This is a genomic window from Corynebacterium callunae (assembly GCF_046592015.1).
GTDB classification, from domain to species: domain Bacteria; phylum Actinomycetota; class Actinomycetes; order Mycobacteriales; family Mycobacteriaceae; genus Corynebacterium; species Corynebacterium callunae_A.
Map to the genome: position 1 here is coordinate 103,910 of NZ_JAWVOB010000009.1, position 14,417 is coordinate 118,326.

The 14,417-nt window shown below is 54.7% G+C and carries 12 protein-coding genes; 2 read left to right on the top strand and 10 right to left on the bottom strand.

Translation table 11 applies throughout. The features are described from left to right. The first annotated feature begins 3 nt into the window (after positions 1-3). A complete protein-coding gene (locus tag SFC07_RS10675) occupies positions 4-885 on the top strand; it encodes an A/G-specific adenine glycosylase (RefSeq protein WP_411208232.1) in 882 nt (293 codons plus the stop codon). Here the strand turns inward: SFC07_RS10675 and SFC07_RS10680 are convergent. Continuing rightward, on the bottom strand, positions 864-1,034 hold the full coding sequence (locus SFC07_RS10680; protein WP_411208233.1) for a DUF4236 domain-containing protein: 171 nt from the start codon (positions 1,032-1,034) through the stop codon (positions 864-866). The genes SFC07_RS10675 and SFC07_RS10680 overlap by 22 nt on opposite strands. 84 nt (positions 1,035-1,118) lie before the next feature. Continuing rightward, positions 1,119-3,902, bottom strand: a complete 2,784-nt coding sequence (locus SFC07_RS10685; RefSeq protein WP_411208234.1) for an ATP-dependent Clp protease ATP-binding subunit — start codon at positions 3,900-3,902, stop codon at positions 1,119-1,121. A 276-nt stretch (positions 3,903-4,178) separates the two neighbouring features. Between SFC07_RS10685 and SFC07_RS10690 the strand changes: the two genes are divergently transcribed. Then, positions 4,179-5,612 (top strand): GuaB1 family IMP dehydrogenase-related protein, encoded by a 1,434-nt coding sequence (locus SFC07_RS10690; RefSeq protein WP_411208235.1) that lies wholly within the window; start codon positions 4,179-4,181, stop codon positions 5,610-5,612. A 125-nt stretch (positions 5,613-5,737) separates the two neighbouring features. Here SFC07_RS10690 and SFC07_RS10695 read toward each other — a convergent pair whose 3' ends face one another. From SFC07_RS10695 to SFC07_RS10730, 8 genes are all read right to left on the bottom strand, one after another. Continuing rightward, complete coding sequence (locus SFC07_RS10695) at positions 5,738-7,180, bottom strand: MDR family MFS transporter (protein WP_411208236.1); 1,443 nt, start codon at positions 7,178-7,180, stop codon at positions 5,738-5,740. A gap of 101 nt (positions 7,181-7,281) precedes the next feature. Continuing rightward, the gene (locus SFC07_RS10700) at positions 7,282-8,754 is read right to left on the bottom strand and encodes an MDR family MFS transporter (protein WP_411208237.1); all 1,473 of its coding nucleotides are present in this window, start codon (positions 8,752-8,754) and stop codon (positions 7,282-7,284) included. A gap of 142 nt (positions 8,755-8,896) precedes the next feature. Next, the gene (locus SFC07_RS10705; protein WP_411208238.1) at positions 8,897-9,820 is read right to left on the bottom strand and encodes a DUF559 domain-containing protein; all 924 of its coding nucleotides are present in this window, start codon (positions 9,818-9,820) and stop codon (positions 8,897-8,899) included. 184 nt (positions 9,821-10,004) lie between these two features. After that, positions 10,005-11,591 (bottom strand): lysine--tRNA ligase, encoded by a 1,587-nt coding sequence (gene lysS, locus SFC07_RS10710; RefSeq protein WP_411208240.1) that lies wholly within the window; start codon positions 11,589-11,591, stop codon positions 10,005-10,007. Between the two features lie 40 nt (positions 11,592-11,631). Then, positions 11,632-12,450 carry a pantoate--beta-alanine ligase gene (locus SFC07_RS10715; protein WP_411208241.1) on the bottom strand — a complete coding sequence of 273 codons (819 nt, stop codon included), beginning with the start codon at positions 12,448-12,450 and terminating at the stop codon, positions 11,632-11,634. Then, positions 12,447-13,148 (bottom strand): hypothetical protein, encoded by a 702-nt coding sequence (locus SFC07_RS10720; RefSeq protein ID WP_411208242.1) that lies wholly within the window; start codon positions 13,146-13,148, stop codon positions 12,447-12,449. The genes SFC07_RS10715 and SFC07_RS10720 overlap by 4 nt, the downstream gene beginning before the upstream one ends. Further along, positions 13,148-13,936 carry a DUF6779 domain-containing protein gene (locus SFC07_RS10725; RefSeq protein ID WP_411208243.1) on the bottom strand — a complete coding sequence of 263 codons (789 nt, stop codon included), beginning with the start codon at positions 13,934-13,936 and terminating at the stop codon, positions 13,148-13,150. The genes SFC07_RS10720 and SFC07_RS10725 overlap by 1 nt, the downstream gene beginning before the upstream one ends. A gap of 10 nt (positions 13,937-13,946) precedes the next feature. Next, positions 13,947-14,414 carry a DUF3180 domain-containing protein gene (locus tag SFC07_RS10730; protein ID WP_411208244.1) on the bottom strand — a complete coding sequence of 156 codons (468 nt, stop codon included), beginning with the start codon at positions 14,412-14,414 and terminating at the stop codon, positions 13,947-13,949. Positions 14,415-14,417 lie beyond the last annotated feature (3 nt).

Sequence of the window (14,417 nt, forward strand, 5' to 3'; positions counted from 1 at the left end):
GACATGTCATATAAACCACTGCACACAGCCCTTTTGAGCTGGTTCCGCGCCAATGCCCGCGAGCTAGCCTGGAGAAATCCCAATACCAGCGCCTGGGGAATTCTCATTTCTGAAGTTATGAGCCAACAAACTCCCGTGGCCCGCGTGGAGCCGATTTGGTTGGAATGGCTCAAAAAATGGCCAACTCCTGTGGATTTTGCTGCTGCCTCCACCGATGAGGTGCTGCGTGCCTGGGGCAAGTTGGGTTACCCCCGACGAGCCTTGCGCTTAAAGGAGTGCGCGCAGGTGATCGTCGACAAGCATGGTGGGCAGGTGCCGGATTCGGTGGAGGACCTGCTGGCGTTGCCAGGCATCGGTGATTACACCGCGCGGGCGGTGGCGGCGTTCCATTTTGGGCAGCGCGTGCCGGTGGTTGATACCAACGTGCGCCGCGTGTACCAGCGCGCCATAAACGGGCGCTACCTGGCAGGACCGGCGAAAAAGAGCGAGCTTCTCGACGTCGAGATGCTGCTTCCGGAAAAGGATGCCCCGGAATTTTCTGCTGCGCTGATGGAATTGGGTGCTTTGGTGTGCACTGCGACTTCACCCAAATGCGATTTGTGCCCCTTGTTGGAGCAATGTGAATGGCAAAAATTGGGTTGCCCCTCCCCTAGTGAAGAGGAGTTGGCCTCGGCGAAAAAGCGCGTGCAGAAATTTGTGGGCACTGATCGCCAAGTGCGCGGGCTCATCATGGATGTTTTGCGCGGGGCGGACGCGCCGGTGTCACAATCAGCAATTGATGTGGTGTGGCCTGATGCCGCCCAACGCTCCCGCGCCCTATTTTCGCTCCTGGAGGATGGCCTTGCGGAGCAGGATGACCGAGGTTATTTCCACCTGCCACGGTAGGTAAAGCCACCGGGCAGTTTCACGGTGACTCCACCGCGGGTATTAAAGGTTACTGGGCCGATGCGCTTAGATCCTGAGACTCCGGACTTGGAGACATTAATCCAGCTGTCTTTGCCCACCTTGATGACTTTTCGATAATTTAGTCCCATTTAACAGAGCCTAATCTTTTTTCTGCACAGAATGCGAAACTGCCCCGCACCAAAGAGGTGCGGGGCAGTTCGTCGAAAAGCGCTTTACTGCTCGCGCTGTGGCGCAGCGCCACCTGGCTGCTCATCGCCGCCGTAGTAGTCGCCGGATGCGCGGCTGATATCAGTGCCCTGATCAGCGTCTGCATCAAGCTTCTCCAGCTGCTCGATGTCAATACCATCCAGAGAATCAGTCTCTGGGACATCGCCGTCGGCTGCAGAATCTACATCCTTAATAGCTTCTGCTGCCTCAACGGAGATCTCAGAGAACTTACCCTCTGGCAATGGCTTTGGACGAGGAGTGAAGGTGAACTTGGCCTTGTCGGTGTCCTTGGACTCGCCATCCCAGCCTTCAACATCCACGGTGACGATCTCGCCGGCGCCGATTTCACCAAAGAGGATCTTCTCGGACATCTGGTCTTCGATCTCGCGCTGAATGGTACGACGCAATGGACGTGCACCCAGTACTGGATCAAAGCCACGGGTAGCCAACAAAGACTTAGCCTTCTCGGTGAGCTCGATGCTCATATCCTTATCGGCCAGAGCCTTGGAGACACGACCGATGAGCAGATCCACCATCTGAATGATCTGATCCTTGGTGAGCTGGTGGAAGACCACGATCTCATCAATACGGTTCAGGAACTCAGGGCGGAAGTGCTTCTTCAGCTCATCGTTGACCTTGTTCTTCATGCGGTCATACTGTGCTTCCGTATCGGTAGCGGTAGAACCGGAGAAGCCCAAGCCCACAGCCTTGGAGATATCAGAGGTACCCAGGTTGGAGGTGAAGATCAAAACAGTGTTCTTGAAGTCCACTACGCGACCCTGGCCGTCGGTAAGACGTCCATCTTCCAGCACCTGCAGCAAGGTGTTGTAGATCTCCTTGTGCGCCTTCTCGATTTCGTCGAAAAGCACCACAGAGAATGGCTTGCGGCGAACCTTCTCGGTCAGCTGGCCACCTTCTTCATAACCAACGTATCCGGGAGGAGCACCGAAGAGTCGGGACGCGGTGAAGCGGTCGTGGAACTCGCCCATGTCGATCTGGATGAGGGCATCATCATCACCGAAGAGGAAGCCAGCCAATGCCTTGGATAGCTCGGTCTTACCAACGCCGGAAGGACCAGCGAAGATGAAGGAACCGGAAGGACGCTTAGGATCCTTCAGACCTGCACGGGTACGACGGATGGCGCGAGCAACTGCCTTAACTGCGTCATCTTGACCGATGATGCGCTTGTGCAGCTCCTCTTCCATGTTGAGCAGTCGGGAGGATTCAGCCTCGGTGAGCTTGAAGACAGGAATGCCGGTCCAGTTGGCCAGAACTTCTGCGATCTGCTCTTCGCCGACTTCTGCGATCTCTTCGAGATCACCAGAACGCCATTGCTTTTCCTTCTCTGCACGCTCTTCACCCAGCTTGCGCTCCTTATCGCGCAGGCCAGCTGCCTTCTCGAAGTCCTGAGCGTCAATTGCTGCTTCCTTCTCGCGACGGACATCAGCAATGCGCTCATCAACCTCGCGCAGGGACTCAGGTGCAGTCATACGCTTAATGCGCATGCGAGCGCCTGCCTCGTCGATAAGGTCAACGGCCTTATCTGGCAAGAAGCGGTCATTGATATAACGGTCAGCAAGCTGAGCAGCAGCTGCCAGGGCGCCATCGGTAATGGAGACACGGTGGTGTGCCTCATAACGATCGCGCAGACCCTTGAGGATCTCGATGGTCAGCTCTACGGAAGGCTCAGGAACCTGAACTGGCTGGAAACGACGCTCAAGTGCCGCATCCTTTTCGATGTGCTTGCGGTACTCATCAAGGGTGGTAGCACCGATGGTCTGCAGCTCACCACGAGCCAGCTTTGGCTTCAGCAAGGAGGCAGCGTCAATTGCGCCTTCTGCTGCACCAGCACCAACCAGGGTGTGGATCTCATCAATAAACAGGATGATATCGCCGCGCTGGTTGATTTCCTTGAGGACCTTCTTCAGGCGCTCTTCGAAATCACCGCGGTAACGGGAACCTGCAACCAAGGAACCGAGATCCAGAGAATAAACCTGCTTATCCTTCAGGGTCTCAGGAACCTTGCCGTTAACGATATCTAATGCCAGACCCTCAACAACTGCGGTCTTACCGACACCTGGCTCACCGATAAGAACTGGGTTGTTCTTGGTACGACGGGAGAGCACCTGCATGATGCGCTCGATTTCCTTATCGCGACCAACAACTGGATCCAGCTTGCCGTCCTTTGCAGCCTGGGTGAGGTTGCGTCCGAACTGATCAAGAACCAAGGAGGTAGAACGCTCGCCTGGGCCGCCCGAAGATGGACGGCCGCCAGGAGCAGCGCCTGCACCAACAGCGTCACCACCAGCAGGGGCGCCCTGGCCGCCTTCTGGGGATCCGCCCTGGCCACCTTCGTAGCCGGAGAGAAGCTGAATAACTTGCTGACGCACGCGTGGCAGATCAGCACCAAGCTTGACCAGGACCTGGGCTGCAACGCCCTCGCCCTCACGAATCAAACCGAGCAGGAGGAACTCAGTACCGATGTACTTGTGTCCCATCTGCAGGCCTTCGCGGAGGCTGAGCTCCAAAACCTTCTTAGCGCGGGGAGTAAAAGGAATATGACCAGTGGTTGGCTGGGTGCCGTGTCCAATGATCTCTTCAACTTCTTGCCTAACAGCGTCCAGGGAAATTCCCATGGACTCCAATGCCTTTGCGGCCACGCCCTCACCCTCGTGGATGAGGCCGAGCAGAATGTGCTCGGTGCCAATGTAATTGTGGTTGAGCATGCGCGCCTCTTCTTGCGCGAGCACAATCACGCGGCGTGCACGATCGGTAAACCTCTCGAACATGTCTCTCCCCTTAATCTTTCATTTCTAAATTCGCTTTCACCTACTCTAACGCCGAACAAGACCAAAGCTTCCCTAGTTTCTGCGACTACTTTTACTCAGGGTCGAATGGATGTCTTATTTCCGCTGCTTAAATACTATTTTTGGGGCCTTAAGACCCCTGTACGCCTGTAGCGAACACGGGGTTGGGGCGTCGAAAAGCGGTTTAAAAATGCTTTTTGGAGTAGCCTGGGCGCGTTCGTGAGTGTGACACTCATTTTCGAATGGATTGGATAAACCATGCGTTTTCTCAATGATTCTCCGGCTCCCTATGAGCTGACCTATTCCGACGTTTTTATGGTGCCTTCGCGCTCTGATGTGGGCTCGCGCATGTCTGTGGATTTGCGTACCAATGACGGCACGGGCACAACAATTCCGCTGGTAGTGGCCAATATGACGGCTGTCGCAGGACGCCGTATGGCAGAAACCATTGCCCGGCGCGGTGGCATTGCGATTTTGCCGCAGGATGTCCCTGCTGAGATCGCTGCCGAGACCATCACCAATGTGAAGAAGGCAGATCTGGTTTTTGATACGCCCATCACTGTGAAGCCGCACCACACCGTTGGTTATGCACGCAATCTTCTGCATAAGCGTGCTCACGGTGCGGCCATTGTGCTCGAAGGTGACAAGCCGGTTGGCCTGGTTACCGATAAAGACCTGGAAGGTGCCGATAACTTTACGCAGGTGGGAACACTTATGAGTACTGCTTTGCTCACCCTGCCTGATGATATTTCCCCCGAGGAAGCCTTTGGCATTTTGCATGATGCCAGCCGCAAGCTCGCTCCGGTGGTGGCAGCAGATGGCACGCTGCGCGGAATTCTTACTCGCGCCGGCGCCCTGCGTGCCACCATGTATTCCCCGGCTGTTGATGCGCAGGGACGTTTGCGCGTGGGCGCTGCCATTGGCATTAATGGTGATATTGAAGGCCGAGTTAAAACTCTGCTTGCCGCCGGTGCCGATGTGCTGGTGGTGGATACTGCACACGGCCACCAAAACACCATGATTGAAGCGCTCAAGCGCATTCGTGCCATTGGTGTGGATGTGCCCGTGGTTGCTGGCAATGTGGTTACCGCTGCTGGTGTGCGGGGTCTGGTTGAGGCTGGCGCTGACATTGTGAAAGTAGGCGTGGGACCAGGCGCAATGTGCACCACTCGTATGCAAACCGGTGTAGGCCGTCCGCAGTTCTCCGCAGTGTTGGAATGCGCTGCTGAGGCCCGCAAACTTGGTGCGCATGTCTGGGCCGATGGCGGTGTGCGCGATCCTCGCGACGTCGCCCTGGCACTGGCAGCTGGCGCTTCCAATGTGATGGTGGGTTCCTGGTTCTCTGGTACCTACGAGTCCCCCGGTGACCTCCGCTTTGAATCCGATGGACGCATGTACAAGGAATCCTTTGGCATGGCATCGCGTCGCGCCGTGGAAAACCGCAACCAGAAGGTCGAAGCTTTTGAAAAGGCCCGCCGTGCGATGTTTGAAGAGGGTATTTCCACCGCCCGCATCTACATTGATAAGCGCCACGGCGGTGTGGAAGACCTGGTAGATAAGATTATTTCCGGTGTGCGTTCTTCCTTTACCTATGCAGGTGCTGATTCCATTGACACCTTCTTTGAACGTGCCACTGTGGGAGTGCAGTCCACCGAGGGTTATGCCGAGGGCAAGCCGCGGTCATCTAGGTAAGCGGCCCTAGTGCTTTAGGGCGAACTCTAGTTAAAAGAAAGAGGGGCTAGACACGGTGTGTGTCTAGCCCCTCTTATGCTGCTGGAAGTGCGGGCAGCATCAGTTTTTCGTCGAAAAGCGTGGTTTTAGGCTTCTTCCTCAATGCGGGTGACAAAGAGTGAGGTCACCAGGGAAATAAGCGCAATGACGGCGCCGGCGATGAAGGCCACCCGGGTGCCGGCTGCAACGGCCTCAGCCTGCGCGGTGCCACTTTGAGCTGCCAGGGAGGTGCCGAAGGAAAGCGCCGCGATCATAATTGCAGTACCGGCAGCACCAGCCAATTGCTGCAGGGTGTTCAAAATTGCAGAGCCGTGGCCATAGAGATTCTTGGGTAGGGCGCCGAGAGCGGTGGTCATCAGCGGGGTCATCATCAAACACATGCCGATGGAGAAGAGCACGTGCAGCGCCACTACCAGCCACACTGGAGTTTCGGCATTGAGGAAGGTCAGCGCGACGGCTGCTACTACCAGCGCAATTGCGCCTGGGATCAGCAGCGGGCGGGGACCCACTTTGTCATAAAAACGGCCAATAAATGGGGAGATTAGACCCTGCATCAAACCACCTGGCATAACTACCAGGCCAGTGACCAGCGCGGTAACGCCGAGGGAATTCTGCAGATAAATCGGCAGCACCATGACGGTTCCCAGCATCGCTCCGAAGGCCAGGAGGATAGAAGCCAGCGCGAAGGAGAAGTTGCGGATCTTAAATGGACGCAGGTCCATCAGCGCGCGTTCTTCCTTGCCCAGCTGGATTTGGCGCCAGCCGAAAATAAGAAGTGCCACAACGCCGATAACCAGGGCAAGAATGCCGTAGCCGCCCTCGCCCTCCAGAATTGCGCCGATGGAGCTGAGGCCATAAACCAAACCACCGAAGGCAAAAACTGAGAGAAGTACAGAGAGAATATCAAGCGGTGCGATCTTGTTTTCGCCAATATTCTTAATAAAGAAGAAGCCGATAATCAGGGCCGCAGCCACGATTGGCACCATGATCCAAAACAGCCAGTGCCAGGTCAAAGAGTTAAGAATAAAGCCGGAAAGTGTTGGTCCCAGAGCTGGCGCCACGGAAATCACGATGGAAATAATGCCCATCATGGAGCCACGTCGCTCAGCTGGCACCACAGTCAGGGTGACCGTCATCAGCAGGGGCATAACCATTGCGGTGCCCACAGCTTGAATAATGCGGGCGATCAGCAGCACCGCAAAGGTGGGCGCCAAGGCCGCAGTGACCGTGCCGACCAGGAAGAATAGCAAGGCAGTGACAAAAATCGCCTTGGTACTAAAACGATCCAGCAGATAACCAGTGGTTGGAATAACAACCGCCATGGTGAGCATAAAACCAGTGGTCAACCATTGTGCGGTGGTTTCTGGAACTTGAAAATCTTCCATGATCGAGGGTAACGCCACGGAAAGAATGGTCTCGTTGAGAATCATGATCATCGCGGAGACAACAAGAATAGCTAGGACAACAACGACCTCCCGCGGCAGCTTGGCCGGCTGCGGGGAGGTCTGATTATTAATTTGGGAATCCATTTAAGAAGGGTGAGCCTTTCGGCAAATAAAGTATGGGAAAACTAGATAATCGTGCCATACCCCGCCCTTCCCAGCAACCACAGGCGCTTTTCGACGAAAAACTATGCGTCTTGTGGTTCCTGCTGAGCTACAACTTTCGTCCGCTCAGGAGCATGGATAAACTGTGACGCAACCACTGCAATCGCAGCCAAGATTCCACCTGCAATAAAGGAGGAAGCAGTGCCATCTGCCTGAGCTCCAGCCATGGAAGTTGCCTCAGAATTCTGCGCGCCAATGGTCATGGCAGCAATCAAAATCGCAGTACCTGCTGCGCCGCCCAGCTGCTGCAAGGTGTTCACAATTGCGGAGCCATGTCCATAGAGGTGCTTTGGCAAAACCGACAGTGAAAGAGTCATCATTGGGGTCATAACCAGGGCCATCCCAATGCCGAAGACCACATACATGGCAACAACAGTCCACACCGAGGTGTTTTCAGTGAGGCCAAAGTGCATCCAAACCTGTGATGCCAGCAGGATCAAAGTGCCAGGGATAACCAGTGGACGAGGTCCAACGGAGTCATAAATACGTCCGATGAATGGGGAAACGACACCCTGGATCAGGCCACCAGGCAGCAATGCCAAACCGGTAACGAGTGCGGTGATCAACAGTGCCGACTGCATATAAAGTGGCAGCACAATGACGGTGCCCAGCATGGTAGCGAAGGCCAAGGACAGCACGATAACTGAGAGGGTGAAGTTCAAGACACCAAAAGGAGCCATCTCCAACAGAGCCTTGCCACTACGGCTAAGCACAATCTGACGACGCACAAACACAGCCAAGAACACAGCACCAACAATAAGTGCAACCAAAGGAATCCAGGACTCCCCTGTTGCCAGCTGACCAATGGTGGATAGACCATAAATCAAACCGCCAAAAGCAAGTGCAGAAAGCACGACAGAAAGAACGTCAAAGCCGATCTTCCTAGGTTCGGCAATATCGACAATCAAGAAGAAGCCAGCGACCAAACAGATCAGCGCGATGGGAACCATCAGCCAGAACAGCCAGTGCCAGGTCAAAGAGTTAAGAATCAAGCCAGACAAGGTAGGGCCAACGGCGGGTGCCACTGACATCACGATGGAGTTAACACCCATCATCATGCCGCGACGCTCAGGCTCGACCAGGGAAAGAGTGACTGTCATCAGCAAAGGCAACACAATTGCAGTACCAATGGCCTGAATAACACGGCCCAGCAGAATCCAAGCAAAAGCAGGAGCAACCGCTGCCACCACGGTACCTACAGTAAAGAGGATCAGCGCTGTTAAGAACAGGGACCGAGTACCAAAACGCTGCAGCAAAAAGCCAGTGGTTGGAATGACAATAGCCATAACCAGCATGAAGCCGGTGCTCAGCCACTGAACGACGTCTGCACCTACGTTGAAATCTTCCATAATTGTAGGCAGTGCAACTGAAAGAATGGTTTCATTGAGAATCATGATCATTGCAGAAACAACAAAAACTGCAATGATGAGGTTGACACGCTTAGAACTTAATCGCGGTTGGGATTCTTGTTTTGTAGAGGACGCCGCTACTGACATTCACTCACCTTTTGTGTCTGGATTTTTAAATTGCCGAAGCTTGCATATTAATCCCCTAGACAGGTGCTTCATAAGCTGGCACTATCCCGTTAGTAACCCGTTTGTGATGATCTTCAACACTTCCTGTTATTTTCGGTTGACCTCACATTCCTTGTTTCGCTAGGCGTTTACGCAACAGTGTTATGAGTTCACATTCCCCGTCCTTTTCCCGCAATTGAGCTGGGGAAATACGCAAAACCTCATAACCGGAATTGGTTAAGAATTTCTCCCGCTCACGCTCTGCAATAATGACTTCCTCCGTGCGCGCTGCAGAATTTTGCTGGTACTTTACACGCCCATCAATTTCCACCACGATTTTGTCATTTATCAAAATGTCCACCAGATAATAGTCGCCATACTCCGACCACTGAATCCCTTTTTGCAGCGTAAAACTCTTAATCCCTGGCAAATTGGCTTGTTGAATCAACAACCTCGCCTTCGTCTCCTGCGCACTATCTGAACAATCAACCGACAATTCGATGGCTAGCTTGAGCACCCCCAACCTCGGCCGGCCCCGAAACCTGCTCGCTTCCTGCAGCAAGTGCTCCTTTGTAAGTTTCGGCCACCGCCTTCGCGCTGAATCGATCACCACCACCGCGGCATTTAAACCCTCATAGCGCGCAATATCCCAAAAGGTAAAAATTAACGAGGTAACCCTCATGCCCTGGACGTACTCAATATCTTGTTCATCGAGGTAGCCGCTCCGGTAGATGACGCCCTTTGTCCACTTGCTCTTTGCTGATGGGAGTTTGTCACCTGGCATATAACAAACCACGTGTTTTTCAATCTCTAAGACTTGCAGGCTCCGCAACCTGGCTGCTGCTTGTCCAGAAATTACCGCTTTATCAACAGTCATTCCCACTGCACAAGCTCTAGCAGCAGCTTTATCCCACAGCGGAAGCTTCTGAAATGCTTCAGCGTCCATCACTACTTCCGCCGTGAGATAGTGCGAAGTGTCATTCAGAGGCTCTTTTAGAGTCAAGTTTCGCAGATTAACTAACCCAAATTTTTGTTTCCATGTTTCCACGAAGGTCACTTTGGATGAAATCAGCCACTTCTACAAGAGTCCTGCCCTCAAAACTGTGGATAATGCGTACGGTACTCAACTTATCCACAGGACTCCTCGGATTCACGTCCTCGGGTTCACGCAAAAAACCTCGGATTCAGCACTCTTTCCGAGTTACTGAATCCGAGGTTTTCCCTTTTCAGGGCTATTTAGCCTCTGGCTTCACCATTGGGAAGAGCACGGTCTCGCGAATGCCCAGGCCGGTCAAGGCCATCAGCAGGCGGTCGATACCCATGCCGTTGCCGGAGGTAGGTGGCATGCCCTGTTCCATGGCTGCGAGGAAGTCCTCATCCAAAACCATGGCCTCGTCATCGCCGCCGGCGGCCAGGCGGGCCTGATCCTCAAAGCGCTCGCGCTGGATAACTGGGTCAACAAGCTCGGAGTAGCCGGTGGCCAGCTCAAATCCGCGCACATAGAGGTCCCACTTTTCGGTAACACCAGGCTTGCTGCGGTGCTGGCGAGTCAAAGGTGAGGTCTCAACTGGGAAGTCCTTGACAAAGATCGGGCCATACAGCTGATCCTCGCAGAGGTGCTCCCAAATTTCCTCAACCAGCTTGCCGTGGCCCCAGCCACCCTTTTCGGGGACAGCCAAGCCAATGGCAGCGGCAATAGCCTTGAGTTCTTCGACGGTGCTGTCGATGGTTACCTCAGGCTGACCTGGGAATTTGCGTGCGAGGGCTTCGTTGAGGGAAGGGTACATCTCGATGACTTTCCACTCGCCGCCGAGGTCGTATTCGGTGCCGTCTGCGAGGGTGACCAGGGTGGTTCCGAAGACTTCTTGGGCGACGGATTGGACGAGACCCTTGATCAGTTTCGCGCCGGTTTCGTAGGTTCCCCAGGCTTCGTAGGTTTCGAGCATGGCGAATTCTGGGGAGTGGGAGGAATCAACGCCTTCGTTGCGGAAGTTGCGGTTGACTTCGAAGACACGCTCGATGCCGCCGACAACGCAGCGCTTGAGGTAAAGCTCTGGTGCGATGCGCAGGTAGAGGTCAATGTCGAGGGCGTTGGAGTGGGTTTTGAATGGTCGTGCAGCTGCGCCACCGTGGAGGGTTTGCAGCATGGGGGTTTCTACCTCAAGGAAGTCCTGTGCTTCCAGGTAGTTGCGCAGTGCGCGCATGACCTTAATGCGGGTAAGCGCATTTTGGCGGGCCTGCTCGCGCATGATGAGGTCGGTGTAGCGGTGACGCACGCGAGTGTCTTCGCTCATGTCAGCAAAGGCAACCGGCAATGGGCGCAGGGACTTGGACGCCATCTGCCAGGAATCGGCCATAACGGAGAGTTCGCCACGCTTGGAGGAAATAACCTTGCCTCGGACAGAGACGATATCGCCCATGTCTACGTTGGCTTTCCAGGCCTTGAGGGAATCTTCGCCAACAGCAGCCAGGGAAAGCATGGCCTGGACGGTGGTGCCGTTTCCTTCTTGGAGGGAAGCAAAGCAGAGCTTGCCGGTGTTGCGGATAAACATCACGCGACCGGCAACTGCGACCTCAACGTCGGTTTCTTCGCCAACTTCGAGGTAGGTTACGCCTTCGAGGCGCTCGGATACTGGGTTGTCTTCGGAGACAACAACAAACTTTTCCCGCAGCTCAGTGATGGAGATGGTGCGGTCTACCTCTACTGGGTAGGCATCCAATCCACTGTCCAGAATGCGCTCGCGCTTTTCGCGACGAATTCGCAGCTGCTCAGGCAAATCGGCGGAATTGTTTTTGGAAGTGGAATTGGAATTAGTCACGATTGTTAAGGGTAGTCGATAGCAGGTGCAACTGCGTAAATTAGCCCTGCGCAGCCTCGATATTTTTAAAGCCAATGCCCAATGGCAGGCCCACATTATCGGTGATTTGCACATCGCCAAGGCTAAGAGCTGCAAAAAGGCGGGCATCACCAAGCTCTGGGGCAGGTCCTAAATCAAGGCCTCGCACCTCAACATAATCAGCTTTCAACCCGGCAGCACTCAAAACTGAGGTCACAGTTTCCACTACCGTGGCAGCGCCATGTTCGGCAGCATGGGCACCTGCGGTAAGGGCTGCGGAAAGTGCTACTGCCCCATCGCGCATGGAAACCGGAATTGCAGCATTACGCAGGGAAATCGCCAGGCCATCGGGCATACGGACAGTGGGAACGCTGTGCACCTTCACCGGTAAATAGAGATCATTTACTGCGCGCTGCACGGCAACCACAAGTTCATAATCTTTCTCGCCGAGGAATACATCGCTAGCTCCAGTTAAAGAGATCATCGCCAGCACCTGACTTACCTCCGCGCCCAAGTCAGAGGAAACTCCCAAACTAGGCCCGCCACTTACTTCCACCCGCATTCCATTAGGCCAGAGCGTGGCGGAGGAATAGCTGAAGATGGCGTCGATAAGCTCTTGTTTGAGACGCTCATGGTCGCTCTCCGGGCCTGCGTAGGAGACCACAACCACCGCACCGGGGATGCGCTTAGCAGCCCTGATCATGGCAATATGCCCAGCGTGCAGGCCTAATCCAAGGGGAACGAGGACCACGGGTTTGCCAGTTTTGCGCAGCGCGCGGCCGAACATGCGAATGCCCTCGACGGAATCAAAAACTCGGCCTTGGCCATGCTGGAAACTCATTGGTCCTCTTTCTGAATTGCCCACAATTCGATATCTTGGGCACGCGAAATTTCTGCCTGCCGGCGCGCCAAATCACGGAAAAGGCGGCGCCGACCCAGATTGTCAATGGAATCATACTGCCTGCTCAGCGTGTTGAGATCGGGCAGCCTTTGCAAACCGCCAAAAGTGGAGGTGACCAGGTCATCTGCAGTGTCATAATCATCTAAAAATTCGCTGAGATAATTAATCGCATCATTGCGCACAGTGTTGATAAATCCCACATAGGTCAACGCCGCCGCCAATTGCATGCGCTTAGGTTCAGGCACGTCAATAATGGATCCGCCCAGCTCACCGACCAGCAGCCCCACAATTGTCTCGCCGAGTTCATCCAGCGCGGAAGCCACCCAGCGGTCTTCCCCAAGCGGATACGCGGCCATCACAATGCCGCCCGCGGTTTCCAGCGGGTCCATAATTTGAATGCTATGTGCCAATGAGGTGTGCAGGAACATTTGCCCTGAGCGGGCAAAAAGGGAGAGCTTTTCGACGACACCCTCCAGGTGGTCATCGCTCACGGAAATAATCACCAACTCAAAATTGGAGATTTCACTAAATTCCGACACCGGGGCCACATGATGGCCAGCGGTTGCGAGCAGCTCTCCCATGCGCACCCGGTCTTGTCCATCAGCAATGGTTCCAATGTTAAGACGCGGCGCCCGCACTAGTTCTTTTCCTGCTTTCGTGCTGCAGCCAGCAACTCTGCCACGCTCAGGCCACCCTGGCGCTCATCGCGGCGGCGACGTCCGCCACCTTCATCAGCAACAGCGTGACGGGAACGGCGACGTGGCTTTTCTTCCACCTCAGGTTCTGGCTTTGGTTCCTCAGTAACATCAATATCCACCACTTCCCGTGGGGTTTCCACGGGCTGCACTGCAGGGGTTGGCATTGGTTCTGGAACTACCTGCTCCACTGGCGCTACCTGCTCAGGCAAAGGATCTGGAATTTTGGCAGCAGTTTGGCGCAGCTGCTCAGATTCCAATTCTAAAATGCGGCGTGCCTCAGCGTGCAACATGGTGGGCTCATAACCCCACTCGCGACCAGAAAGTTCTGAGAGCTGAGTGCGCAGCTCTTCGAGCTGAGCCTTGATTTCCTGCAGCGTTTCATTTTCTTTATGGCGCTGTTTCGCCGTGGAATCGGCCTGCATTTGCAGGGTTTCAGCGCGTTGCTCGCTTTCCAGGCGGGAGAGTTCCGCCAGATGGGCTTGTTCCAATGCCTCGGATTCGCGAACAGTGGCTTCTGCTACTTTGCGGTATCGATAAACCAGGAAAAATCCAATGATCGCCGCCCACAGAGCAGCGAGCAACGCAATCTTCATGGCGGCTTCGCTATCTGCAAGGAGCATAATCACGCTGGCGATCAATGCAAGTCCGATGAGGACTGCCAGCAGGATCTGTCCACGGTCAACAGAATTGCCGTCGCCGGAATCCTCGTGTGACAGTTCGTGAGTCATGGGTTCCAATCTAGCCGATCGTTTCCCCAGATTGGGGAGGCGGTGCCTGACAGCTGCGTTCAAGATAAAGTCCAGCCCCCGCCAAAGCGATTCCGCCCAGCGCAGAGGCTAAAACTCCGGGCATATCTGCCTGTGCTGCGCTCAACTCTCCGACACGCGGAATAACAAAACTTGCCATGCCCACATAAATTCCGCCCACAATAGCGCCACCCCAGGCACTTGCCCGGCCCAACATGGCCAGATATGCAATAGTAAGCGGATTCATTTGGGAGGCATCTTGGCCCACCATGCCCTCATCAACTTTGCCTTGGACCCGCACTGCAGCCCAGCCACAGATGATCGCCAAAACCCAGAGGGTAATCGAGACTTTCATTGGGATGGTGGACATTGCCCCATAAAAACGCCAGGTCAAAATAGCAGCCACGGCGGCACAGAATCCGCCTGTGGCGAGAAGCCATCCGAGAGACGTTTTTTGCATGGG